Source organism: Streptomyces axinellae (assembly GCF_039532135.1).
GTDB classification, from domain to species: domain Bacteria; phylum Actinomycetota; class Actinomycetes; order Streptomycetales; family Streptomycetaceae; genus Streptomyces; species Streptomyces axinellae.
The window spans coordinates 159,109-184,042 of the sequence record NZ_BAAARJ010000011.1 but is presented as its reverse complement, the minus strand read 5'-3'; the positions used below and the strand labels follow the sequence as shown (position 1 = coordinate 184,042).

Genomic DNA, 24,934 nt, shown 5'->3' with positions numbered 1-24,934 from the left:
GTCCGGTCCGGTTGACCCTGTGGAGGCTCAGCGGCGGGCGCGGCCGGCCCGCTCTCCCACACCGAGGGACTCCCATGACGCAGCCCCCGCCCCCACCGCCGCCGAACCAGCCGCCGAACCAGCCGCCGAACCCTCCGCACCAGCAGCCGGGCCCGTACGGGCCGCCGCCGCAGGGCCAGCCCCCGTACGCGCAGTCGCCGTACGCCCAGCCCTCGTACCCCCGGTCCCCGTACCCCCAGGCCCCCTACGGCCCGCCCCCGCACGCACCCGCGCCCGGCGGCGGTGCCGGTGGTGGCAGCGGCGGCAGCCGTCCCGGTTCCCGCGTTCTGGGCATCATCGCCGCCGTGGTCGCCGTCGTGCTGGTGGCGGGAGGCATATGGATGTTCTCCGGTGACGACGAGGACGGCGGGGGCGGGGGCGGCGACGGCGAGGGTGCGGCTGTCGCCGGGGGCAAGCCCGCCGAGCAGCTCTTCAAGCTGGACGCACCCGAGACCCATGTGAAGGACACCCAGGGCGCGGACGGCAGTTGGGCCACCGGGAAGGTCTACGCGAAGTCCACGATCAACGCCGTCGAGGGCTACGCCGTCCCCAGCGGCAAGCGGGCCTGGCGCCTGCCGCTCGACGGCCCGGTGTGCGCCGCCTCGCCGCACATGACCGGCGCCCATCTCACGGCCGTCGCCTACGAGAAGGGCAGCGGCGGCTGCAACACCGTCGCCGTCTTCGACGTCGGCACGGGCGACAAGGTGTGGAGCAAGCCGATCCCCAAGGGCGAGCACATCTTCGGCGGCGGCATGACGAACCTGACCGTCGCCGAGGACACCGTCGCCATCTCCTGGATCGGCGGCTACGCCGCCTTCGACATCAAGGGCGGCCCGCCGCTGTGGAAGAGCAAGGAGACCGGCGAGAGCTGTGAGCACGGCAGGTACGGCGGCGGTGCGAAGCTGATGGCCGTCCTGGAGTGCGGTGACGGCGACTCGCTGAGTGTCAACCGGCTCGACCCCAGGACCGGTCAGTCCACCTGGGACGTCAAGCTGCCCCGGGAGATCGAGGACTGGCAGTCCGTGCGGATCGTCGACACCGACCCGGTGGTCCTGGTGCTCGGGACGGGCGACTCCACGGCTTCGGAGGTCATGACCGTCGACGACCAGGGGAAGATCGCGGCCACCTTCAGCCTCGGCAAGCGCTATGAGCCCGGCTGCGGGCTCGGCACTGTGGGCAGTGAGGCGTGCTTCAACGTCCTGGCGACCGACGACAAGGTGTATGTCGCCACCGAGGCCCGGCCCGTTTCCGGCTCGGGCATCGGCGAGACCAACGACGTCATGGCCTTCGACTTCCACACCGGCAGGACCAAGTGGAAGTCGAGCGCCGCCGACGAGCGCGAGATCTACCCCGTCGCGGTCGAGGGCGGCAAGCCGATCGCCTACCTGCCCCCGACCTTCGACAAGGGCGGCGAGGTCGTCAGCCTGGATCCGGCCGACGGAAAGCAGCACGGGCTGCTCAAGCTGCCCGACGAGACGGCCAAGGCGCAGGGCCACTTCCTCGTGCCGGGCGTCGGCTACAGCCCGCCGGTGCTCTACGACCGCGGCCGGCTCTTTCTCCAGAAGGGCATGCTGAGCGGGAAGGGCGACACGGACAAAGCCTTCGTCATGGCCTTCGGGCCCCGCTGAGGCGCTGAGCCGGCTGAGGCGCTGAGCCGAGGGGCCGCGGCGGCGTACTGAGCTGAGGGCGGCGGCGCGGCGCTGAGCGGCCTGATGAGCGCCGAGGGTTCCGGTCCGGCCTCGACTTGGTGACCCCGGGGGAACCGCGCCGTGGGCTGTCCGTGTCCGATGGTAGAAAGAACTTCCGCTCAGTTGTCTGCCGTTGGCGGGCCAAATGTCCGATTCGCTCGACCCTACGGGGGTTTGAGGGTCAGGGCGTCCGGTCTGCCCGTACCGAGGGAATCGTTCATGTCGCAGCCGCCGCCTCCGCCGCCCAGCCAGCCTCCATCGGGCGGCTACGGCGCGCCGCAGGAGCCGACTCAGGGGCAGCCGCCGTCTTACGGCTACCCCCAGCAGCCGGGCCAGGCGCCGCCCCCGCCGCAGCAGCCTCCGCAGTCCCCCGGCACGCCCCCGCCGGCGCCCGGCACCCCGCCGCCGGGGGGCGGCCCGTACGGCCAGCAGCCTCCGGCCGGTTACGGATACCCGCAGGGCCAGCCGCAGCCGGGTTACGGATATCCGCAAGACCAGCAGCAGCCCGGTTACGGATACCCGCAGACGCCGGGTCAGGCCCCCACCTCGCCCCCGTACGGCGGCCCGCAGACGCCCCCGCCGCCCGGCCCCTACGGGCAGCAGGGCCCCGGCGCCTTCCCGTACGGCAATCCGGCGGGCCCGGCGGGTCCGGCGCCCGGTGGCGGCGGCAAGAACAACTCCAAGATCATCGCGATCGTCGCCGCCGTGGTCGCGGTGGTGCTGGTGGCCGGGCTCGGCGTCTTCTTCCTGGCGAAGGACGACGACGACAAGAAGGACGAGTCCAAGGGCGGCGGCGGTACGTCCTCCCAGGGGGACCCCAACGCCAAGCCGAAGAACACCAGCGGCAGGCAGATCGTCGATCTGAAGGCGCCGGACGTCAACGACGTCACCACGGTCACGGGCTCCTGGGCGACGGACAAGGTGTACGCCAAGTCCTCGGTCCAGGAGATCATCGTCCAGGATCTGCGGACGAAGAAGCAGTCCAAGATCTCCCTCAAGGGCAATGTGTGCGCGGCCTCCAACGGCATGACGAAGGACCACAAGGTGGCCGTCGTCGTGCAGGAGACCATCTCCAACAGCGCGGACTGCACCCGCATGGTGATCGTCGACCTGGACAAGAAGGCCATCGCCTGGGACAAGACGATGCCCAACTCCGACACCCGCAGCAACGAGAACGTGGCCATCAGCGGGGACACGGTGGCCTCCGCGTGGATCGGCGGCTCGGTCGGCTACAAGATCTCGACCAAGAAGAAGCTGTGGGAGGCCAAGCCCAGCAACTGCCGTGACACCGGATACCAGGGCGGCAAGTCGCTGGTCGTGGTCGTCGAGTGCGGCCGTGATCTGGACAACCCGGAGGTCTCGGTCCAGAAGCTGGATCCGGACACGGGCAAGGCGAAGTGGAAGTACGAGCCCCCCAAGGGCGTCAAGAACGTCCGGGTGGCCTCCACCGACCCGATGGTGCTGGTGGCCGGCGCGGGTGACGAACTGGCCAGCGATGTCTTCTCCATCGGCGAGGACAAGAAGCTGAAGGCCAAGATCTCCCTGGGCAAGCGCTACAACAAGCCCTGTGAGCTGGAGGTGGACGGCTGCTACGGCATGGCGGTCGGTCCCGACGCGATCTACCTGTCCACGGCCGAGCACCCGGGCAAGTCCGAGTACGGTGACACCAACGAGATCATGGCCTTCGACATCAACACCGGCGACACCAAGTGGAAGGCGGCGGCCGGCGAGAAGCGGACGATCATCCCCTTCAAGATGCAGGGCCGGAACGTCCTCGGCTACAAGCCGCCCTCCTACGACTCGGGAGGCCAGGTCGTCACGATCGATCCGAAGCACGGCAAGCAGACGAAGCTCCTCCAGATGCCCGTCTCCGACATAGGCAAGGGCGAGCAGTCCTTCTCCGTGGACGCGTACTCCGTGGACACGCAGATCGTCTTCGAGCACAACAGGCTCTTCCTCGACGACAAGCTGATCTCCGAGCGCAGGCCCAGCCAGGAGGAGACGCCGCGGCTGGCCGTCGGCTTCGGCGCGGACTGACCCCGGGGGAGACCTTCTCCCCGCTGAGACCGTCTCGCCTGTCGCAGGAACCCGGCCCGTCACAGACCCCTGTGGCGGGCCGGGTTCCTGCCGTATACGGGGCCGGGTGGCCCCTGCGGTGGCCAAGTGCCGCTCCAGAGGGGCTCGTTCCGGCCCTCCGTCGGGGATTTCGCCTCGTAAGGGGCGCGGAACGGCGAGTGAGCGTGTAGCTTCCCGGAGCAGGAGAGAAGGGCTGCGCCTGGGGGGTGCCGGCCCTTCAAGGCGTGTGGGGGGAGCTTCAATGAGCGTACGGCTCATGGTGGTCGACGACCATCGGCTGCTCGCCGAGGCCCTTGCCTCGGCGCTCAAGCTGCGCGGCCACCGCGTACTGGCTGCTGCCGCACCCAGCGGCGGGGCCGCCGAACTGGTCATCAGCAGGGCGCCCGAGGTGTGCCTGCTGGGGACGGCGACACCCGCGGAGGCCGGGGCCTTCGACCCGGTGGTGCGGATCAAGAGGGAGAAGCCGCAGATCGCGGTGGTCGTGCTCGGCCCGGTGCCCAGCCCGCGCGGGATCGCCTCCGCCTTCGCGGCGGGGGCGTCCGGCTATGTGCGGCACGACGAGCGGATCGAGGGCGTGGAGCGCGCGATGGTCAAGGCCCGCGCGGGGGAGGCGGCCGTCGCGCCGCAGCTTCTCCAGCAGTCCTTCGCCGAACTGCTCAATCCGGCCGCCGAGCCGGACGACGAGGGGGTGCGGCTGTTGCAGATGCTGACCCCGCGCGAGGTGGAGGTGCTGGTGCGGGTCGCCGAGGGGGAGGACACCCGGCTCATAGCCGCCGGCATGGGCATCGCGCCGAGTACCGCGCGCACCCATGTGCAGCGCGTGCTCATGAAGTTGGGGGTCGGCTCGCGGCTGGAGGCCGCCGCGCTGGCGGCCCGTACGGGGCTGCTGGAGCGGGCGGCCGGGGCCGGGGGTGCGCGCGAGTAGCGCATCCCCGGCCCCGGGTGCCGGGGCACCGGTCACCGGGTCACCGGGCACCATCGGCGCCGCGTCACCGGTTCAGGGGGTTACGGATTCACCGGCTCACTCCTGGGTGCCGCCCGCATCGGCCGGCGCCTCCTCGGGCGCCGGCGGCGGGATGGTCGGGCTCAGCCGCAGCCACAGGAGGAAGACCAGGCCGAGGATCAGCATGGCGATGCCGGTCCACAGGTTGATGTTGATGTCCTGTGCCTTCTTCAGGTCCGCGTCGGAGGCGAAGATCCCCGCGATGGTGACGATCACGCCGTAGACCACGAACAGGCCGCCGATGATGCGGCGTACGTCGAACAGGCGGGCCGCCGTCTCCGAGCGCCGCTCCAGGTCCTCGACCTCGCGGGCCATCCGCTGGGCCGCGGACTCCGCCTCCGGCGGCTCCGACTCCGGGCCGGGCTGTGTCTGTGCCCCGTCGTGGGGGCTGTTCTTGTCGCTCATAGCGCTTCAGCTTCCTTCGCTGTTCAGAAGGAGAAGGGGATGTAGCAGAGGGCGGCCAGGACGATGGCACCCCAGCCCAGCAGGGCCGGCTTGCGGTACCACGCGTCGTCGCCCTCGGCGGGCGGCTCGGCGAGGCCGGGCGAGACCGTGCCGTAGACCAGCCCTGCCAGCTGCTCGGCGGGCTTGGGCTTGGTGACCAGGGTGACCACGAACATCACGACGGCGCCGACGACGAAGGCCACGATCGAGGAGACGAAGTTGGCCCCCTGGTCGCTGGGGATCGAGATGATGCCCTGCTTGTAGAACCAGAAGTAGTTGACCATCGCCGCGACGGTGCCGGACAGCAGCCCCCAGAAGCCGGCCGCCGGGGTGGTCCGCTTCCAGAACATGCCGATGATGAAGACCACGAACAGCGGGACGTTGAAGAAGGAGAACAGCGTCTGGAGGTAGTTCATGATGTTGCTGAACGAGGACGCGATGAACGCGGTCCCCATGCCGATCAGCACGCCGATGACGGTGACGGTCCTGGCCGTCTTGACGTAGTACTCGTCGGGCTTGTCCTTCTTCAGGTACGCCGCCCAGATGTCGTTGGTGAAGACGGTGTTGAAGGAGGAGATGTTGGCCGCCATGCCCGCCATGAACGCGGCGAGCAGGCCGGTGACGGCGATGCCCAGCACACCGTTGGGCAGCAGGTCGCGCATCAGCACCGGAATGGCGTGGTTGTAGTCCAGGCCGCTGCCGGGCTTGCCCAAGGAGGGCTCCATCACCAGCGCGATCAGGCCGGGGACGACCACGACAGCCGGGATGAGGATCTTGGGGAAGGCGGCGATCAGCGGGGTGCGCTTGGCGGCGGAGAGGTTCTTGGCCGACAGGGCGCGCTGGACCTCGGCGAAGTTCGTCGTCCAGTAGCCGAAGCTCATCACGAAGCCCAGGCCGAGCACGATCGTCAGCCAGTTGGCGCCCAGCGGGTTGGAGGAGCCGATTCCGGTTCCCTCCCACGCGGTCATGAAGGCACCGCCGTGCTTGCCGGTGAGGCTGTCGCTCATGCCGCCCCAGCCGCCGACCCGCTTGAGACCCACGATGGTCAGCGGGATGAGCGCGGCCAGGATCACGAAGAACTGGAGCACCTCGGTGTAGATCGCCGAGGAGAGGCCGCCGAGGGTGATGTAGGCGAGCACGAACAGGCCCGCGACCACGATCGAGACCCACAGCTCCCAGCCCAGCAGCGCCTCCAGGACGATGGCGAGCGCGTAGAGGTTCACGCCCGCGATCAGTACGGCGGAGACGGCGAAGATCACCGAGCTGAGCAGGTGGGAGGAGGGCCCGAAGCGGTGCAGCAGGAACTCGGGGACCGAGCGGACCTTCGAGCCGTAGTAGAACGGCATCATCACCAGGCCGAGGAAGACCATGGCCGGTACGGCACCGATCCAGTACCAGTGCACGGTGTAGGCGCCGTACTGGGCGCCGTTGGCGGCCATGCCGAGGATCTCGGTGGCGCCGAGGTTGGCGGCGACGAACGCCAGGCCGGTGATCCACGCGGGGAGGGACCGGCCGGAGAGGAAGAAGTCGAGGCTGGTCTTCACGCTGCGCCGGGCGGCGAAGCCGATCCCGAGCACGACCGCGAAGTAGATGCCAAGGATTGTGTAATCGAGTCCGTTGGTGGGGAGCCGTAGCCCTTCGGCCAGGTGCAACATGGGTCACTCGCTTCATTGCGCGATCGGAACGGACGGAAAGCTACCTCCGATCGTTCACGTTCTGAAAGGACGTGTTGCTGGAGTTTGTTTGATTGTGATGAATACGGGGCTCTTCACGAACGTTTTGTGTCAGATGCGAAGTTTGCGAACGCGGAGCCACAGAGCACCGGGCGATGTCACATCTGTTGGCCCGTGATTCTTTGTGTGTGATTATGTTGAGGTCCAGGAACGAGGAGTACCTGAGTGAAGAAGACCTCACACCGCCTTGCCGACGGCCGCGAGATCATCTACTACGACCTTCGCGACCCCGCCGGCTCCGCGGATCCCGCCGGCTCCGCGGATCCCGCCGACTCCGCCGAAGCTGCCGGCCCGGCCGCCCGTACCGCCGTGGACGAGCGCCCCCTGCCGCCCATGGGAGCGCACTCCCAGATCCGCCACGACCCGCTGCTGGACGAGTGGGTCGGCATCACCGCCCACCGCAACGCCCGCACCTACCACCCGCCGGCCGACGAGTGCCCGCTGTGCCCCTCCCGCGAGGGACGGATGAGCGAGATCCCCGAACCCGGCTACGACGTCGCGGTGTTCGAGAACCGCTTCCCCTCCTTCCGCGGCGCACCCGGCACGGCAAAGACCGAGGACGCGGCGGGCCTCTTCCGGCACGCGCCGGGCGCCGGCCGCTGTGAGGTCGTCAGCTTCACCTCCGACCACCGGGCCTCCTTCGCCGACCTCACCGAGGAGCAGGCCCGCCTCGTCCTGGACGTGTGGACCGACCGTACGGCGGCCCTGGCCGGGGAACCCGGGGTCGAGCAGGTGTACTGCTTCGAGAACCGGGGCGAGGAGATCGGGGTCACCCTCTCCCACCCGCACGGCCAGATCTACGGCTACCCGTTCACCACCCCGCGCACCGACCGCATGCTGCGCTCCGTGGCCGCCTACGGCTCGGGCCCCGGCGGCGCCAACCTCTTCGACGACCTGGTCGCCGCCGAACTGGCCTCCGGCGAGCGGGTCGTACTCGACGGCGAGCACTGGACCGCGTTCGTGCCCTACGCCGCGCACTGGCCCTACGAGGTGCACCTCTACCCCAAGCCGCGGGTGCCCGACCTCCTCGCGCTGGAGGAGCCGGCCCGCGCGGAGTTCCCCGGCATCTACCTGGAACTTCTTCGCCGCTTCGACCGTATTTTTGGAGAGGGCGAGCCGCGCACCCCCTATATCGCCGCCTGGCACCAGGCGCCGTTCGGACGCGGACACCGTCCCGAGCGGGCCCCGCGGGAGGAGTTCGCGCTGCACCTGGAGCTGTTCACCATCCGGCGCGCTCCGGGAAAGCTGAAGTTCCTCGCGGGCTCCGAGTCCGGCATGGACGCGTTCATCAACGATGTGCCACCGGAGGCGGCGGCAGAACGACTGCGAGAGGTGGCAACCCCATGAGCAAGTACCTGGTGACCGGCGGCGCCGGATACGTCGGCAGCGTCGTGGCGGCGCACCTGCTGGAGGCCGGACACGCGGTGACCGTGCTCGACGACCTGGACACCGGCTTCGCCGAGGGCGTGCCCGGCGGCGCCGAGTTCGTCGAGGGCCGCATCCAGGACGCGGCCCGCGTCCTGGACAGCTCCTACGACGGGGTGCTGCACTTCGCCGCGCACTCCAAGGTCGGCGAATCCGTGGAGCATCCGGAGAAGTACTGGCGCAACAACGTCGGCGGCACCGGCGACCTGCTCGCCGCCATGCGCGGTGCCGGGGTGGGCCGGCTCGTCTTCTCCTCCACGGCCGCCGTCTACGGCGAGCCCGAGCACACCCCCATCACCGAGACCGACCCCGCCGCGCCCACCAGCCCCTACGGCGCCTCCAAGCTCGCCGTGGACCACATGCTCGACGGCGCGTGCACCGCACACGGGCTGGCCGCCGCCTCCCTGCGCTACTTCAACGTCGCGGGCGCCTACTTCGCCGCCGACGGCACCGCCTACGGCGAGCGCCACGACCCCGAATCCCACCTGATCCCGCTCGTCCTCCAGGTCGCCCAGGGCCGCCGCGAGGCCATCTCCGTCTACGGGGACGACTACCCCACCGACGACGGCACCTGTGTGCGCGACTACATCCACGTCGCCGACCTCGCCCGCGCCCACCTGCTCGCCCTGGACGCGGTCACCCCGGGCGAGCACCTGGTGTGCAACCTCGGCAACGGGAACGGCTTCTCCGTACGCGAGGTCATCGAGACCGTCCGCAAGGTCACCGGGCACCCTGTGCCCGAGACGGTCGCCCCGCGCCGGGCCGGCGACCCCGCCGTGCTGGTGGCCTCCGCCGAGCGGGCCCGGCAGCGGCTGGGCTGGCACCCGGAGCGCGCCGCGCTCGACGGCATCGTCGAGGACGCCTGGCGCTTCGCGCGGTCCGCGACGGCGGGTGAACGATGAGCTTCCGCGAGGTCTACGGCACCGCCCCCGAGGGCACCTGGGAGGCGCCCGGCCGCGTCAACCTCATCGGCGAACACACCGACTACAACGAGGGGTTCGTCCTGCCCCTCGCCCTCGCACACACCTGCCGCGTGGAGGCCGCGCGCCGCGACGACGGAGTGCTGCGGCTCCACTCGGCCGACGTCGAGGAAGGCGTCGTCCAACTCCGCGCCGAAGAGCTGGCCCCCGGGGCCCCAGAGGGCAACTGGGCCGCGTACCCGGCAGGCGTCGTGTGGGCGATGCGCGAGGCGGGGCTTCCCGTGGGCGGCGCCGATCTGCACTTCACCTCCACCGTCCCGGTCGGCGCCGGACTCTCCTCCTCGGCGGCCCTGGAGGTCGCCACGGCGAGCGCGCTGGACGGCCTCCACGGCCTGGGCCTGAGCCCCGAGCGGATCGCCCGGCTGAGCCAGCGCGCCGAGAACGCGTTCGTGGGCGTACCCAGCGGGATCATGGACCAGATGGCCTCCGCCTGCTGCACCGAGGGCCACGCCCTCCACCTCGACACCCGCGACCTCACCCAGCGCCAGGTCCCCTTCGACCTGGCGGCCCAGGGGCTGCGGCTGCTCGTGGTGGACACCCGCGTCAAGCACGCGCTCGGCGACGGCGCGTACGCCGAGCGCCGCGCCGGCTGTGAGGAGGGGGCGCGCACGCTGGGCGTGCCCGCGCTGCGCGACATCGCGTACGCCGAACTGCCCGGCGCGTTGGAGCGCGTGGCGGATCCGGTCGTGCGCCGCTACGTGCGGCATGTGGTCACCGAGGACCAGCGGGTCGAGCGGGTCATCGCGCTGCTGGACGCGGGGGAGACCCGCGCCGTCGGCCCCCTGCTCACCGAGGGCCACGCCTCCTTGCGGGACGACTTCCAGGTCTCCAGCCCCGAACTCGACCTGGCCGTCGCCACGGCCGACGAGGCGGGGGCACTCGGCGCCCGGATGACCGGCGGCGGCTTCGGCGGCTCGGCGATCGTCCTGCTGGCCCAGGAGCGGCTCAAGGCCGTCGAAGAAGCGCTGAACTCGGCTTTCGCGGCGGCGGGTTACCCGCAGCCGCACCTTTTCGAGACCACCCCGGGCGCCGGAGCGCGACGAGTCTGAGACGCTGCGTCAAACGAGTTTCGCCATTTGCCTTCCCTTGACACACCCCAGCCGTACTCTGAATCTACGCACAGCATCCGGTGGGGGCCGGTGCTGATCAGGGGGCGAGACAGCCGGGCAGTCGCCCGGGAGCGGGACGAGCGGAGCGCGACGGCCATCGTGGCGCGGCGTGGCCCGCACCCGGCGCCGTGCCCGCACTGCCAGGGGGTGCCATGCAACGTATTCGGGTGCTGGTGGTCGACGATCACCGGATCTTCGCCGAGTCCTTGGCCGCCGCGCTCGCGGCGGAACAGGACGTCGAAGTGGGCGCCGCGGGAAGCGGCGCCGCGGCGATGCGCCATCTTGAGCGCGGGGCGGCGGAAGGGCGCCGCTTCGACGTGCTGCTGGTCGATGCCGATCTCGGCGCGCCCCTGCACGCGTCGGCGGCCCTCGGACCGCCGGCCGGTGGCCTGCCGCCCGGCGCCGGGCTTCCGTCTGCCGGTGGCCTGCCGCCCGGCACCGGGCTTCCGCATGCCGGTGGCCTGCCGCCCGGTGCCGGGCTTCCGTCTGCCGGTGGCCTGCCGCCCGGTGCCGGGCTTCCGTCTGCCGGTGGCCCGGCCATGGGTGCCGCCGGTGGCCCAGCCGGTGGCCCGCCTGCTGGAGGCAGCGTCAATGGTGAGGCGCCGGGTCCCGGCAAGCCGCTGAGCACCCTGGAGGACGCGGCGCCGGCTGCCGCGGACCCCGCCGGGGGCCTGCCCCTGGTGGCGCGCGTCCGCGCCGAGTACCCGCAGGTGCGCACCGTCGTCCTCGCCGAGCGCGACGACCCCCGGCACGCCGCGGCGGCCCTTCAGGCGGGCGCGGGCGGCTGGGTCGCCAAGGACTGTTCCCTCTCCCGCCTCCTCCAGGTCATCCGCGGCGTCCTCAAGGACGAGACACACCTGCCGCCCGCCCTGCTGACCGGCGTCCTCAAGGAGTTGACCGCCACCCGCAAGCACCGCACCGAGAGCGAACGCCTCGTGGAATCGCTCACCCCGCGCGAGCGGGAGGTGCTGCGGTGCATGGTCGCGGGGCTGGGCCGCAAGGCCGTCGCGGAGCGGCTGTACCTGTCCCCGCACACGGTACGGACGCACATGCAGAACGTGCTGGGCAAGCTGGGTGTTCACTCGACGTTGGCCGCTGTCGCGTTAGCGCGGCGGGCGGGGGTGGGGCCCGCGGAGTTGGAGGCGGCGGGGGTGCGGTGATGCTGGTTCGCCGGGGTGCGGGAGCGAAGGGGGTCAGGAGGTCGCCTTGCTCACGCTCCAGCCGCCGTCCACGACCAGGCTGGAGCCGGTGATGTACGAGGCATCCTCGGAGAGCAGGAAGGCGATGGTCGCCGCGACCTCGTCGGGCCGCCCGTGCCGGCCGATGACGGTCGCCTCCGCGGTGCGCCGGCGCTCTTCCTCCGGCAGTTCGTCCCAGGCGCGCGTCATGACGGGGCCCGGCAGGACCGAGTTGACGCGGACGTGCGGGCCGTAGTCCACGGCGAGTTGGCGGCCGAGTCCGGCCAGGCCGGCCTTGGTCGCCGCGTAGGCGGGGCGGCCCGGCAGTCCGACGAGCGCCTGGACGGAGGAGGTCAGCACGATCGCGCCCTGCCGCTCGCGCAGGTCGGCGACGCAGGCCCGGACGCCGAGGAACGCGCCGGTCAGGTTGACCCCGAGCTGGGCCTCCCACTCGCGCAGGCCGATCGCGTGCGCGGGGCCGTGGGCGGTGAGGGCGGCGTTGCTGACCAGCCCGTCCACCGGGCCGAAGCCCTCGCGCGCGGTGCGTACGGCACGGTCCCAGGCGGGCTCGTCGGTGACGTCGCCGAGTACGAAGGCGGCGTGGCCGCCGGACGCGGTGATCTCCCGCGCGGTGCGGTGGGCCCCGGCCTCCTCGTTGTCGAGGATGACCACCGCGGCTCCCTCGTCCGCCAGCCGGTGCGCGGTGGCGGCGCCTATCCCCGCGCCACCGCCGCTGACGATGACCGTACGTCCCTCGAACCGCGCGCCCATGGTCATGCGCGCGATGGTACGGGGATGACGGGCGCGCGAACAGGGCGGCGCTGGGGGCGCTGTGCGGGGTGCCTTGCCGGTCTTTGTGCGTGGGGGAGGGGTCAGGTCGGGATGTTGTCGAACGGTGCCGTCAACTGGCGCAGCAGCGAGGCGAGTTCGCCGCGCTGCAAGGGGGACAGCTCGGCGAGGATCGCCCGTTCCTGGTCGAGGAGTCCGGCCAGGGCGCTGTCGCCGCGGTCGCGGCCCTCGGGGGTGAGCCGGACCAGGACGCCCCGCCGGTCGCTGGGGTCGGGAAGGCGTTCGACCAGGCCCTTCTTGGCGAGCCGGTCGATACGGTTGGTCATGGTCCCGGAGGTGACGAGGGTCTGGGTCAGCAGCTGCCCGGGGGAGAGCTGGTAGGGCGTACCGGCCCTGCGCAGCGCGGTCAGTACGTCGAACTCCCACGGCTCCAGACCGTGCTCGGAGAAGGCGATGCGCCGCGCCCGGTCCAGATGCCGGGCCAGCCTGCTGACCCGGCTGAGCACCTCCAGGGGCTCAACGTCGAGGTCAGGGCGCTCGCGGCGCCATGCTGTCACCAAACGGTCGACCTCGTCCTCCATAGGGTCAGTGTAGAGGTTGTGTCGATGTGAAGTCTCTTGACGTCAAGAGATGTGCCGGGCAGGCTGCTCCCATGTGGGATCCGCGGCAATACCTCCGTCACGCCGGCCACCGCCTGCGTCCTCTCCTCGACCTTCTCGCCCACGTGCCGGACGACTTGCCCCGGCCCGGGCCGCAGGCCGCCCCCTCCACCGGGGCCGCGGCCGGGCCCCGGATCGCCGACCTCGGCTGCGGCCCCGGCGGGCCCAGCGCCCCGCTCGCCGCGCGCTGGCCGGACGCCCACATCACCGGATACGACAACTCCGCGGCCATGCTGACCGAGGCCCGCACCCACACCCGGGAGGGCGGCCCCGGGAACAAGGGCCGCCTCGACTTCGCCCACGCCGACCTCGCCAACTGGCAGCCGGCAGCCCGGGACGGCTTCGGACTCCTGTTCTCCAACGCCGCGCTCCAATGGGTGCCCGGCCACACCGCCGCGTTCCCCGGCTGGATCGATGCCCTGCCCAGCGGCGGTGTCCTCGCCTTCCAGGTCCCCGGCAACTTCACCTCGCCCAGCCACGCGCTGCTCGCCGAACTGTGCGACTCCCCGCGCTGGCGCGACCGCGTCCGGCCCCCGCACCGCACCGGCGCGATCCTGGACCCGGCCGGCTACGCGGAGGCCCTGCGCCCCCTCGGCCCCCACGGCTGCGACGTCGATGCGTGGGAGACCACCTACCTCCACCTGCTCACCGGCCCCGACCCCGTCCTCGACTGGACCAAGGGCACCACGCTGCGCCCCGTACTCGCCCGGCTGGAGGACGCCCCCGAGGCCCGCGACGCCTTCCTCGCCGAGTACGCGGAACTGCTGCGCGACGCGTATCCGCCCGGCGACGACGGCATGACGGCGTTCCCGTTCCGCCGGGTGTTCGTGGTGGCGACCAAGCGCTGAGCGGCCCGGGGAGGCCCTTCTACGAGGTGCCGCTCACCCAAGGCGGACGAACTGGACGGACTGGACGGGCTGGACGGGCTGGACGGGCTGAACGGTTCAGGCGGGCAGCTTCATGTCGATGACACAGCCGATCTCGATGACCTGTCCGGGAAAGGTCAGTTCGGTGACGCCGAGTACCGTGGCCGCGGGGCGGTGCCCGCCGAAGTACGCGAGGTTGCCCGCTGCCACCGCCGGGGCGTGCTGTGGCAGGTCCACGACGTAGAGGGTCTGCGAGACGACCTGGTTCCGGGTGGCACCGTAGTGGTCCAAGACCTTGTCCAGGTTGGTGTAGGTCAGCTCAAGCTGGGCGGCGAAGTCGCCGGTGTGGCGGAACTCGCCCGCCTCGTCGAGGGAGAGCTGTCCGGAGACATGGATCAGCTCGCCGGACTTGACCGCCTGCGAATACCCGAAGTCGTCCTCGGCCGGCACGTTGTGGTTGAAGACATCGATGGTGGTCATGGTCGCTTGCCCTTCCGACCTGCTCTCTTGTGGTTACTCAGGAACTGTAGGAGAGTGATGTTTGATCTGGAAGAACGCACTTTTTGGTGACAGGGGAACCTGATGGCGACCAAGCAACTGCTCAAGGGCCTGCCCGAGGACGCCGACCTGAGGCGCGCGGACTCGCTGGCGCGGGAGATCTTCTCGGACGTCGCCAACAAATGGGCGTTCCTGATCATCGAGGCACTCGGCGAACGCACCCTGCGGTTCAGTGAGCTGCGGAACGAAGTCGAGGGCGTCAGCCACAAGATGCTCACCCAGAACCTGCGCATGCTGGAGCGCAACGGTCTGCTCGACCGCAAGGTGCACCCCACGGTGCCGCCGCGCGTCGAATACACCCTCACCGACCCGGGCCGAGCCCTGCGCGGCACGGTGGACGCGATGTGCGGCTGGACCCACCAGTACCTCAACCACATCGAGGACGCCCGGCGGCAGTTTGACGAGTGACGGGTCGCGTGGCTCCGGGGGAGGGCGGCCGTGGCGCACGCGCGGACCTCGGTTTTCCGCAGTACGGGGGACGTCGTCGCCCCTGTCCAAAAGACCGGGACCGTCATGTGTACAGCCGATCGTGGTGGCCTCCAGGGACTTCCACTCGCGGGTTTTCGCGAGGTGCTGAAGTGCCCATTCGGCCCCAGCGATGCCACTCGCCGCATTATGGCCTGAGACTCATCCGTGCGCCTGTTGTGGTACCCGTTTGTGGAGTCGAGTTTCCGAGCCGCATCCCAGTTCGCCGGCCAGGCTGCGCGAGATCGAGTTGAGTATGGTAACCAGGCGATAATGGTCCTCTTTCGTCGTGGCGGCGGGTGACCAGAGGTCTCCCTTCACGACTCCACTGCCGCCCTTTTGGTCAGCAGTGTGGCAGGTGAAGAAGATGTCAACCCCGTTTTTTGTCGCCCGAGTGAGGGCGCCGGCATCGTAAAATGTTTCCCCGTTGCGAGCGCCCTCCTTTTCCCAGTCAGGGACTTCATCGCGTACGTCGAAATTGACTTGAATGTCGGGTGTGTCACCGTCTTCAGTCGGAAAAATTGTGCAGTCATCAGTTCTCTTGGACTTCCTCAGCGATTCGACCGCACGGGAAACGTTGAAACGATGAGGCTCCTCGAATTTTTCTCGACGCGTTATTTTTCGAAGGGCGGATTGAGCGGAAGAGTCCAGCGTGGAGTCGCACACTTGCGCTGCTGACACCCCCCGGCCCTTATTTTCGTCTGCGCCGCCACAACTGCTGACTGCCAGGGTTGTGAGGAGTAAGCAGGTAAAGATTCCTGTTCCGCCGACCCGCTTGTCAGACGTGCTAATCATTCGGGACAGCTGGACGCCCGCGATATTGGTTTGTGTTCGAGCCTGACCCGATGTAGGCATTTCGCAGGTCTTCCTGGAGGTCGTCCCTGTCTGCCTGGTCTCGCGCCGCATGGTGCCCAGCAAGGTACTGATCGTGGGTAGCATAGAGCCCTTGCTCACCCTTCCTGTAAAGCTCCCGAGAGGTCATCTGAGTATCTTCTGCAGGATCCTTCTCGCCGTCCTCTGTGGCTTGATCGATCTGTTGGCCGAGAAAGGTATTGAGAAGTTCTCCCCCTGCGTCTGCAGCAATAGGAGCAACGGTGAGAGCTGCGCCCGTCGAGCCTGGCACGGGGATGAGAGCGACACCCGCGCTGATGCCGGTTCCGATCGCATACTTCCCCCACTCCGCGGAACGCCCGATGGAACTGTTGGCCTCTTCCGTGCCAGCTTCGAAAGTGGCTTCTGCCTGTCCCACCCGTGAATGGTCCAAGATTCCCCGCGCTCGGGCCTCGGCGACCATGGCGTCCTTGCCGTGCTGATAATTTTCGTCGCTGGTAGCGGGCTTTGCATCCAGTGCGTTGAGGGTGTAAATATGCTCAGCTGAAGTCATGTAACCGTGCGAGGTTTCGTTCTGCCCGAGCACGCTGAGGAAATCAATGGCCCCTTGGTTTCCGAATCGTGCGTGACCGGGATAAGGGGAGGGAAAGTCGTTGTCGCTCCGAGTCAGCGAGCGATTGATGTCATCCACATACGCCCCGCCCATTTTCCCCAGGCTGTCGGCCATGCCCGGCTGATCGTGGAGAAGCTGGGGGCCGTCCTTGCCGCCGTAGAGCGCCACGACCTGCTCCATGACACCGGCGGTCGCCGCCGTGCGCCGGTCGCCGCCCTCCTTGAAGACGTCCGCGTCCTTACCGGAAAGAGCCGGATCGTCATGTGCGTAGCCGATCGTGGCGGCCTCAAGGGCGTGGCCCAGGGCGTTGTGGCCCGGGATCTTTTTGTCGTCGCCGGTCGGCAGGTTTTCCGGTTCCCACTCGCGGTCCTTCACGAGGTACTTGAGGTGCTCGTTCAGCTCGGACTGGTGATGTACCGGGCCCTCGCTTCCGGCTGGCTTCTTGAAGAATTCGGTGGAAGCTTCCGGGTTGTGGCCGAGACCTTCGAGGAACCCCGTCATGGGGTCCTTGCCGTGGTCGTCCTTCCCCCAGAAGTTGAAGTTGTCCGAGTTCGTCGGGTCCGTCCAGGCGCGGATGCTCTCCGCCTTCGCGTTCTTCTTGTCGAAGGCGATCAGCCGTTCGCCGTACTCGTTCAAGAACTTCCGGTCGTAGTCGCCGAAGCGCATGAGGTTGCTCATGATCTGGAAGTTCCGGGAGTGCGGGGCCGGTTCGCCCGCCGGCCGGGAGCCGAGGCCGATCATCTCTTTCTCCCAGTGCTGCATCTTCGGGCTGTCCGACTGGGTGGCCGAGGCCAGCGTGAGGCTCAGGTTCTTCTGGAATTTTTTCGCCATCGCCACCTGCTTGGGGCTCATGTCCCCGCTTTGCGGATTGGCGACGCCCGCCCACAGTTTGAGCGTGTCCTCCGGGCCCACTTTGGTGGCGAAGCGCTCTGCGAAGAGGGGGTCTTTGTGGTACTTCTCCGCGAGGCTGTTCAGGCGGGCCAGTTGGGTCGGGCTTCTGTCCGCCGGACTCAGCTTGGCCAGCTTGGCCGCCTCGTCGGCGGCGTGCAGCGCCTCGGCTGCCTCGTCCCGGTTCTTGTACCTGGCGTTGGAGAATCCGAATTTCGCCTGGTCGGCGAGGAATCGCAGCGTGTCGGCCGCCGACCGGTCGGACTCGGTGGCCTTGCTGAGGATCCCCCGGATCTCCGCCGCGTAGCCGTCCAGCAACGCCTGGTCGGGCGGCTTGACCATGGGCGTGACGACCGAGTCCAGTTGAAAGCTCTTCTCGCTCGATTTCACGAGATAGATGTCGTCCTTCTTCGCCCTGCGAAGGACTTCCTCAAGGTCTTCCTTGTAGCCGAGCAGTTCCGCGCGGGTGTCCTTGAGGATGTTGTGGATCGTGCTGGCCTGCCCGTGCGCGTCCACGAACTCCAGGACGGTCTTCGTGACGAACTCGCGTGTGATGCCGGCGTTCTCACCACGCCAGTGAGCTTTCTTCGCTTTCGCCTGTAAGTCGTCCTCGGCGCTGGACTTGAGTTTCTTGAGCTCGTCCCGCATCCACTTCCAGTCCTCGACGGCCTCGTCGAGGGCCTTCAACTTGCCCAACCCGAGCAGGGTTTCAGGATCCATGAGGCCGCCCTCGCTCGTCGAAGCCCTTGTCGAGGGTGCTGATCTTGCTCAACGTGCCGGAGATGTACGCCTCGTCCTTGCCGTGCGCCTTCCCCGAGTAATCGAGGTGGTTCGAGATGTGGGCGCAGGCGTCCTGGAGCGAACGGCACTGTTTCGCCCACCGTTTGGCCACGTGCTTCAGGGCCGAGCCCAGCTCAAGTTCCCCTGGGAGGGAGCCTGCGGCGGTGACGGTGCTCTTTCGTGCGTGGCCGCCGACCCGTTCCATGTCCTGGTAGAGGTCGTAGGCCGCGTTCCCGACCGCCCCGAGGTCATCTTGATGAACGGCGAGATCCGCGCGGGCCCCGGCCCGGTCGGGGTGGTCCCCGGCAGAGTAGCCGGCTAGCCGCATAGCTGGTGAGCTGCCGGTTTCTCCCTCTTTCTTGAGCTGCGCCCACTCCTGGTCGAACGACACGTCCCCCCGCTTTCTCCGTTCGCGCATGCACGGCCGACCCGCGCACGGCGGCTGGACAGCCCCCCGTGTGCCCGTCGAGTGACCTGTCGTGACGGGAATGGGTCGCTTGAGGCCCCTGCCCGTGCGTAGCTGCCCTGCCGCCATGCGATTGTAGTGATGTGATCACTGTGAGGCATGGGTTTCGCGCCGTCCTCCAGCGGAGGGTGCCCAATGGGGCATGGGGCATGGGGCATGGGGCCGGGCGCCGACGGCGTTCCTTGTTGGGGCCGCGCCGGTCGTTCAAGAGAGGCGCCGGACGGCGTCGGCTGAGGGCTCAGGTGCAGGCTGAGGCTGGGCTCAGCGGTTCCTGAGCGCTTCCTTGCTCACGTCGATGTCGATGGTGAAGGGCACGCTGACCTTGAGTTGGCCATGGTGGATGCCGGTGACGGCATGGGTTCCTGACACCGGGTCCAGTTCGTAGACGCGGACCACGGGGTGGCTGTCGGCGCCCGCCATTTCCACCAGCCAGAAGTTCGGAATACCGGCTGCGGCGTACTTGCGGGGTTTTGTGTGCCGGGCCCGAGCCTCGGAGTCGGGGGAGACGACCTCGACAGCGAGCAGCACGTCACTTGCCATGAACCGGGTCTGTTCCATGTCGAGATCCGCGGTCGAATCCGCGCGGACGACCAGGACATCCGGCTCGGGAGCGTTGCGCCTGTCCAGGAGAACGGTCATTTCGCGTTCGACATCCATGGTGTGGGGGAGCGTGGCCCCCACACCGCGCACGAGGACATCAATCATCCTCGCGTGGAAGCGCCGCTGTGGACTCACGAAAACCAGGCTCCCGTCGATCAGCTCTGTGTGCGGCGGGAGGTCGGGCAGCGTGGTCAGGTCGTCCACGGTGTATCCGTCCTGGGGCGGCACCGGCCAGCGGCAGCCGGGTTCCGAACCCGGCTGGGGTCCGGTTCGGGCTGAGCGAGGGGTTCGGCGGTCATAGTTCCCCCCATGGGCGGGATTCTCTGCTCGCGGTTCCACGGTACCGACCGGAATTCACGGGAGTCAGCACAGCGGGTGACGCCCGGAACGGGCGGCATCGAACAACGCGTCACAAAAGCGTGGAGGTCGGCGACCAGACCGGGCCGATGCCCTCCCGAGCGGGTCAGGTCCAGGGCGGACGGCGGACGGCGGACGGCGGACGGCGGCCGGGCGGCCACCGGGCCGGTTCAGCTGCGCCTGTGACCTATCAGGCGCGGCTTCTGCTCCAGCCCGTCCAGGCCGTGCCAGGCGAGGTTGACCAGGTGGGCCGCCACCTCGGACTTCTTCGGCTTGCGGACGTTCAGCCACCACTGGCCGGTGAGCGCGACCATGCCGACCAGCGCCTGGGCATAGAGAGGGGAGAGCTTCGTGTCGAAGCCGCGGGATTTGAACTCGCGGCCGAGGATGTCCTCCACCTGGGTGGCGATGTCCGAGATCAGCGAGGCGAAGGTGCCGGTGGACTGGGGGAGCGGGGAGTCCCGCACCAGGATGCGGAAGCCGTCGGTGTACTGCTCGATGTAGTCGAGCAGCGCGAACGCGGCCTGCTCCAGGAGTTCGCGGGGGTGGCCGCCGGTCAGCGCGCCGGTGACCATGTCCAGCAGGCGCCGCATTTCCCGGTCGACCACCACCGCGTACAGGCCCTCTTTGCCGCCGAAGTGTTCGTAGACCACGGGCTTGGAGACCCCGGCCTTGTGGGCGATCTCCTCCACCGAGGTGCCCTCGAAGCCGCGTTCGGCGAAGAGCGTGCGGCCGATGTCCAGCAGCTGCTCGCGGCGCTCCTTGCCGGTCATCCGGCGACGGGCGCGCTTCTTGGGGCTGCTGGGACCGGACGGCGTCGCTCCGCCGAACGCGGCCGGAGTCTCGTCGGTGGGCACGGAGTGTGGGGCCTTCCCTGTTGTGTGGCTGCCTCGTCGGGGCCCGAGGGCTTGCCGGGGCCCGGAGGGTTGTTGGGGCCCGGGGGACGTCCTCCGGGTCGTCAACATCATCAGGACAGCATCATGCCGCCTCGGCTGTCCGCTCCTCGCGGCGGCCGGTCTGCGCACCGGCCCCGGCCACATCTCCCGCTTCCGAGGCCGCGCCCCGGCCCGCGTCCTTGCTCTTGTTCCGGCGCTTTCCGCCGTCCTCGTTGCGGCGTGTGGCGAGCCGGTCCTGCTTGGGCCAGCGCACGTCGTACGCCCAGCCGGCCAGCTCGAACCAGCGGATGATCCGGGCGCTGGAGTCGATCTGCCCGCGCTGCACTCCGTGCCGCGCGCAGGTCGGGTCCGCGTGGTGCAGGTTGTGCCAGGACTCGCCGCACGAGAGGACGGCCAGCCACCACACGTTGCCCGAGCGGTCCCGCGACTTGAAGGGGCGCTTGCCGACCGCGTGGCAGATGGAGTTGATCGACCACGTGACGTGGTGCAGCAGCGCGACACGGACGAGCGAGCCCCAGAAGAAGGCGGTCGCCGCGCCCTGCCACGACCAGGTGGCCAGCCCGCCGACCAGCGGCGGGATCATCAGCGAGATGACCGTCCACAGCACGAACTGGCGCGAGATGGCACGCAGCGCGGGGTCCTTGATCAGGTCCGGTGCGTACTTGTGCTGCGGCGTCTGCTCCTCGTCGAACATCCACGCCATGTGCGCCCACCACAGGCCCTTCATCAGGGCCGGGAGCGTCTCCCCGTAGCGCCACGGGGAGTGCGGGTCACCCTCGGCGTCGGAGAACTTGTGGTGCTTGCGGTGGTCGGCCACCCAGCGCACCAGCGGGCCCTCGACGGCCATCGAACCCATGATCGCCAGCGCGATCCGCAACGGCCGCTTCGCCTTGAAGGAGCCGTGTGTGAAGTAGCGGTGGAAGCCGATCGTGATGCCGTGGCAGCCGATGTAATACATCACGACCAACAGCCCCAGATCCAGCCAGCTCACCCCCCAGCCCCAGGCCAGCGGCACCGCGGCCACCAGACCGATGAACGGGACGATGATGAACAGCAGCAGGGCGATCTGCTCCACCGACCGCCGCTTCTCGCCACCCAGCGTCGCGGAGGGGAGTGGTGTGACAGCGTCGGAGGTGGCGGGGGATTCCGCGCCCGCTGCCGTGCGGGCAGAAGCGTCAGCCTTCGGCGAAGTGTCGACAACGTCGGGGCTAGTGGTCATAAAGGTCCCTCATTGGAACTCGGCTTGGCTACGGTTCCGTAACCTACGGCATCGTAAGTATGGCAGCCGTCCGGCGCGGGACAAGAGGGGAACGGCATGTGCCGGGGGCCCTCCGCCGGGCCATTGGTCCGTTCGGCGAACCCCCGGTCCGGGGGCCCGGTGGGGCGTGGCCATCGTTCGGGCGCTCCCTCCGTTCCTTTTCGTCACCGGTTTGACCGGTGACGTTTTTCGAGCCGGGTCCGTCCGCCCCGGCCTGTTCCGTTGTGAAACCGGTGGGCCTTCGGCCGCCCCGCCACCGCGCGTGCGGGCGTCCCTGCCGCGCCGGAGTGCCCACCCACCGGACTGCGTGCTGTACCACGGAAGCGCCGACCTATCCTTGTCACGTCGGACAGCGCGGTCCGCCACCTGCCCAGAAGCAAAGCCGCAAGGGAGCCGCACCTGTGAGCAGAGCCGACAGCAACCAGCAGCACCGGCCGGACCTCGCCGCCGAGGCGGCCGGGGCCGGGGCCGGGACCGCCGCCGAGGCCCCGGCCGACGCCGACGCTTCCTCCGCGCTCCGCGCGGACATCCGCAGGCTCGGTGACCTGCTCGGCGAGACGCTGGTACGCCAGGAAGGCGCCGAACTCCTCGACCTCGTCGAACGCGTACGCGCCCTGACCCGCAGCGACGGCGAAGCGGCGGCAGCCCTCCTGGGCAGGACGGACCTGGAGACCGCGACCAAGCTGGTGCGTGCCTTCTCCACCTACTTCCACCTGGCCAACGTCACCGAGCAGGTCCACCGGGGCCGCGAGCTGCGCGCCCGGCGCGCGGGAGAGGGCAGCAACCTCTCCCGTACGGCCGACATGCTCAAGGACGCCGACCCGGGGCACCTCGCCGAGACCGCCCGCAACCTCTCCGTGCGCCCCGTCTTCACCGCGCACCCCACCGAGGCGGCCCGCCGCTCCGTGCTGACCAAGCTGCGCAAGATCGCCGAGCTGCTGGAGGAGGCCGACTCCCAGCCCGGCGGTGCCGAGCGCCGCCGCACCGACCTGCGGCTGGCCGAGAACGTGGACCTCATCTGGCAGACCGACGAGCTGCGCGTGGCCCGTCCCGAGCCCGCCGACGAGGCCCGTAACGCGATCTACTACCTGGACGAGCTGCACCGCGGCGCCGTCGGAGACGTCCTCGAAGACCTCGCCGCCGAACTGGAGCGCGCCGGGGCCCCGTTGCCCCCCGGCTCACGGCCGCTCAGCTTCGGCACCTGGATCGGCGGTGACCGCGACGGCAACCCCAACGTCACCCCCCAGGTCACCTGGGACGTGCTGATCCTCCAGCACGAACACGGCATCACCGACGCCCTCGCACACGTGGACGAGCTGCGCGGCGCCCTCTCCAACTCCATCCGCAACTGCGGCGCCACCCAGCCCCTCCTGGACTCACTCGAAAGAGACCTCGCCCGGCTCCCCGAGATCAGCCCCCGCTACAAGCGGCTGAACGCGGAAGAGCCCTACCGGCTCAAGGCCACCTGCATCCGGCAGAAGCTCCTCAACACCCGCACCCGCCTCGCCGAGAACATCCCCCACGCCGACGGCTGGGACTACCTCGGCACCGGCGAACTCCTCGACGATCTCGCCCTCATCCAGCAGTCCCTGCGCGAACACCGCGGCGGCCTCGTCGCCGACGGCCGCGTGGAGCGCGCCTTGCGCACCGTCGCCGCCTTCGGCCTCCAGCTCGCCACCATGGACGTCCGCGAGCACGCCGAGGCCCACCACCACGCGCTCGGCCAGCTCTTCGACCGGCTCGGCGAAGAGTCCTGGCGCTACGCCGACATGCCCCGCGAGTACCGCCAGCGCCTCCTCACCAAGGAACTGCGCTCGCGCCGCCCGCTCTCCCCCCGCCCGGCGCCGCTGGACGCGGCCGGCGCCAAGACTCTCGGCGTCTTCGCGACGGTCCGCAAGGCGCTGGAGACCTTCGGGCCCGAGGTCATCGAGTCCTACATCATCTCCATGTGCCAGGGCGCCGACGATGTGTTCGCCGCCGCCGTCCTCGCCCGCGAGGCCGGGCTCATCGACCTGCACGGCGGCTGGGCCAAGATCGGCATCGTCCCGCTGCTGGAGACCACCGACGAGCTGAAGATCGCCGACGAACTCCTCGACGCGATGCTCTCCGACCCCTCCTACCGCAAGCTGGTCTCGCTGCGCGGCGACCTCCAGGAGGTCATGCTCGGCTACAGCGACTCCTCCAAGTTCGGCGGCATCACCACCAGCCAGTGGGAGATCCACCGCGCCCAGCGCCGCCTGCGCGACGTCGCCCACCGGCACGGCGTGCGGCTGCGCCTCTTCCACGGCCGGGGCGGCACCGTCGGCCGGGGCGGCGGCCCCACCCACGACGCGATCCTCGCCCAGCCCTGGGGCACCCTGGAGGGCGAGATCAAGGTCACCGAGCAGGGCGAGGTCATCTCCGACAAGTACCTCGTCCCCTCCCTCGCCCGGGAGAACCTGGAGCTGACGGTCTCCGCCACCCTCCAGGCCAGCGCCCTGCACACCGCGCCGCGCCAGTCCGACGAGGCGCTCGCCCGCTGGGACGCCGCCATGGACACCGTCTCCGACGCGGCCCACCAGGCGTACCGGCGGCTGGTCGAGGACCCGGACCTGCCCGCCTACTTCTTCGCCTCCACCCCCGTCGACCAGCTCGCCGAACTCCACCTCGGCTCCCGCCCCTCCCGCCGCCCCGACACCGGAGCGGGCCTGGACGGGCTGCGCGCCATCCCCTGGGTGTTCGGCTGGACCCAGTCCCGGCAGATCGTCCCCGGCTGGTTCGGCGTCGGCACCGGCCTCAAGGCCGCCCGCGAGGCCGGGCTCGACAGTGTGCTCGAAGAGGCCCAGACCCACTGGCACTTCTTCCGCAACTTCCTCTCCAACGTCGAGATGACGCTGGCCAAGACCGACTTGCGCATCGCGCGCCACTACGTGGACACCCTCGTCCCCGACGAGCTGCGGCACGTCTTCGCCACCATCGAGGCCGAACACGCCCTCACCGTCGAAGAGGTGCTGCGCATAACAGGCGAGAGCGAACTGCTGGAGGCCAACCCCGTCCTCAAGCAGACGCTCAAGATCCGTGACGCCTACCTCGACCCCCTCTCCTACCTCCAGGTCTCCCTCCTCCACCGGCAGCGCCAGGCCGCCACAGAGGGCCAGGAGCCCGACGAGAACCTCGGCCGCGCCCTGCTGCTGACGGTCAACGGAGTCGCCGCCGGCCTGCGCAACACCGGCTGAGCCCGCAGGGCCACCGGC

Annotated in this window: 21 protein-coding genes; 10 read left to right on the top strand and 11 right to left on the bottom strand. The window is 69.6% G+C overall.

What is annotated here, in order from left to right; translation table 11 throughout:
• Nucleotides 1-74 precede the first annotated feature (74 nt).
• The 3 genes from ABD339_RS18240 (at nt 75) to ABD339_RS18230 (ending at nt 4,728) form a co-directional block, all read left to right on the top strand.
• Entirely contained in the window at nt 75-1,667 is a 1,593-nt protein-coding gene (locus ABD339_RS18240) for an outer membrane protein assembly factor BamB family protein (RefSeq protein WP_344567320.1), read from the top strand.
• 279 nt (nt 1,668-1,946) lie between these two features.
• Nucleotides 1,947-3,764 carry an outer membrane protein assembly factor BamB family protein gene (locus ABD339_RS18235; protein ID WP_344567319.1) on the top strand — a complete coding sequence of 606 codons (1,818 nt, stop codon included), beginning with the start codon at nt 1,947-1,949 and terminating at the stop codon, nt 3,762-3,764.
• 280 nt (nt 3,765-4,044) lie between these two features.
• On the top strand, nt 4,045-4,728 hold the full coding sequence (locus tag ABD339_RS18230; protein ID WP_344567318.1) for a response regulator transcription factor: 684 nt from the start codon (nt 4,045-4,047) through the stop codon (nt 4,726-4,728).
• A 96-nt stretch (nt 4,729-4,824) separates the two neighbouring features.
• Here ABD339_RS18230 and ABD339_RS18225 read toward each other — a convergent pair whose 3' ends face one another.
• Together ABD339_RS18225 and ABD339_RS18220 are read right to left on the bottom strand one after the other, a co-directional pair.
• Entirely contained in the window at nt 4,825-5,121 is a 297-nt protein-coding gene (locus ABD339_RS18225) for a hypothetical protein (protein WP_344567484.1), read from the bottom strand.
• Nucleotides 5,122-5,234: 113 nt separating this feature from the next.
• A complete protein-coding gene (locus tag ABD339_RS18220) occupies nt 5,235-6,905 on the bottom strand; it encodes a sodium:solute symporter family protein (RefSeq protein ID WP_344567314.1) in 1,671 nt (556 codons plus the stop codon).
• A gap of 243 nt (nt 6,906-7,148) precedes the next feature.
• Here ABD339_RS18220 and galT point away from each other — a divergent pair, with 243 nt between their 5' ends.
• The 4 genes from galT (at nt 7,149) to ABD339_RS18200 (ending at nt 11,657) form a co-directional block, all read left to right on the top strand.
• On the top strand, nt 7,149-8,330 hold the full coding sequence (gene galT, locus ABD339_RS18215) for a galactose-1-phosphate uridylyltransferase (protein ID WP_344567312.1): 1,182 nt from the start codon (nt 7,149-7,151) through the stop codon (nt 8,328-8,330).
• The gene (gene galE, locus ABD339_RS18210) at nt 8,327-9,310 is read left to right on the top strand and encodes a UDP-glucose 4-epimerase GalE (protein WP_344567310.1); all 984 of its coding nucleotides are present in this window, start codon (nt 8,327-8,329) and stop codon (nt 9,308-9,310) included. Before galT ends, galE begins: the two co-directional genes overlap by 4 nt.
• Nucleotides 9,307-10,437, top strand: a complete 1,131-nt coding sequence (gene galK / locus ABD339_RS18205; RefSeq protein ID WP_344567308.1) for a galactokinase — start codon at nt 9,307-9,309, stop codon at nt 10,435-10,437. Before galE ends, galK begins: the two co-directional genes overlap by 4 nt.
• Before the next feature lie 212 nt (nt 10,438-10,649).
• A complete protein-coding gene (locus tag ABD339_RS18200; RefSeq protein WP_344567306.1) occupies nt 10,650-11,657 on the top strand; it encodes a helix-turn-helix transcriptional regulator in 1,008 nt (335 codons plus the stop codon).
• A gap of 33 nt (nt 11,658-11,690) precedes the next feature.
• Here ABD339_RS18200 and ABD339_RS18195 read toward each other — a convergent pair whose 3' ends face one another.
• Together ABD339_RS18195 and ABD339_RS18190 are read right to left on the bottom strand one after the other, a co-directional pair.
• Nucleotides 11,691-12,446 carry an SDR family NAD(P)-dependent oxidoreductase gene (locus tag ABD339_RS18195; RefSeq protein WP_344567481.1) on the bottom strand — a complete coding sequence of 252 codons (756 nt, stop codon included), beginning with the start codon at nt 12,444-12,446 and terminating at the stop codon, nt 11,691-11,693.
• Between the two features lie 101 nt (nt 12,447-12,547).
• A complete protein-coding gene (locus ABD339_RS18190; RefSeq protein ID WP_326689850.1) occupies nt 12,548-13,045 on the bottom strand; it encodes a MarR family winged helix-turn-helix transcriptional regulator in 498 nt (165 codons plus the stop codon).
• Nucleotides 13,046-13,116: 71 nt separating this feature from the next.
• Here ABD339_RS18190 and ABD339_RS18185 point away from each other — a divergent pair, with 71 nt between their 5' ends.
• A complete protein-coding gene (locus ABD339_RS18185) occupies nt 13,117-13,971 on the top strand; it encodes a methyltransferase domain-containing protein (RefSeq protein WP_344567303.1) in 855 nt (284 codons plus the stop codon).
• A 96-nt stretch (nt 13,972-14,067) separates the two neighbouring features.
• Here the strand turns inward: ABD339_RS18185 and ABD339_RS18180 are convergent, their stop codons facing one another.
• Nucleotides 14,068-14,469 (bottom strand): RidA family protein, encoded by a 402-nt coding sequence (locus tag ABD339_RS18180; protein ID WP_344567301.1) that lies wholly within the window; start codon nt 14,467-14,469, stop codon nt 14,068-14,070.
• A gap of 102 nt (nt 14,470-14,571) precedes the next feature.
• On the opposite strand from ABD339_RS18180, the gene ABD339_RS18175 reads away from it, so the two are divergent.
• Nucleotides 14,572-14,955, top strand: coding sequence for a winged helix-turn-helix transcriptional regulator (locus ABD339_RS18175; protein WP_344567299.1), 384 nt, complete (start codon nt 14,572-14,574; stop codon nt 14,953-14,955).
• A 219-nt stretch (nt 14,956-15,174) separates the two neighbouring features.
• Here ABD339_RS18175 and ABD339_RS18170 read toward each other — a convergent pair whose 3' ends face one another.
• The 6 genes from ABD339_RS18170 to ABD339_RS18145 all read right to left on the bottom strand — a co-directional run bounded on the left by ABD339_RS18170 (nt 15,175) and on the right by ABD339_RS18145 (nt 21,662).
• Entirely contained in the window at nt 15,175-15,693 is a 519-nt protein-coding gene (locus ABD339_RS18170; protein ID WP_344567297.1) for a hypothetical protein, read from the bottom strand.
• Between the two features lie 106 nt (nt 15,694-15,799).
• Nucleotides 15,800-18,064, bottom strand: a complete 2,265-nt coding sequence (locus ABD339_RS18165; protein WP_344567295.1) for a chorismate mutase family protein — start codon at nt 18,062-18,064, stop codon at nt 15,800-15,802.
• Nucleotides 18,054-18,515 carry a hypothetical protein gene (locus tag ABD339_RS18160; RefSeq protein WP_344567293.1) on the bottom strand — a complete coding sequence of 154 codons (462 nt, stop codon included), beginning with the start codon at nt 18,513-18,515 and terminating at the stop codon, nt 18,054-18,056. Before ABD339_RS18160 ends, ABD339_RS18165 begins: the two co-directional genes overlap by 11 nt.
• A gap of 336 nt (nt 18,516-18,851) precedes the next feature.
• Nucleotides 18,852-19,394 (bottom strand): Uma2 family endonuclease, encoded by a 543-nt coding sequence (locus ABD339_RS18155; protein WP_344567291.1) that lies wholly within the window; start codon nt 19,392-19,394, stop codon nt 18,852-18,854.
• 323 nt (nt 19,395-19,717) lie between these two features.
• Nucleotides 19,718-20,404, bottom strand: a complete 687-nt coding sequence (locus ABD339_RS18150; RefSeq protein ID WP_344567289.1) for a TetR/AcrR family transcriptional regulator — start codon at nt 20,402-20,404, stop codon at nt 19,718-19,720.
• Between the two features lie 121 nt (nt 20,405-20,525).
• A complete protein-coding gene (locus ABD339_RS18145) occupies nt 20,526-21,662 on the bottom strand; it encodes an acyl-CoA desaturase (protein ID WP_344567287.1) in 1,137 nt (378 codons plus the stop codon).
• Between the two features lie 566 nt (nt 21,663-22,228).
• Between ABD339_RS18145 and ppc the strand changes: the two genes are divergently transcribed.
• The gene (ppc, locus tag ABD339_RS18140) at nt 22,229-24,916 is read left to right on the top strand and encodes a phosphoenolpyruvate carboxylase (protein ID WP_344567479.1); all 2,688 of its coding nucleotides are present in this window, start codon (nt 22,229-22,231) and stop codon (nt 24,914-24,916) included.
• Nucleotides 24,917-24,934 lie beyond the last annotated feature (18 nt).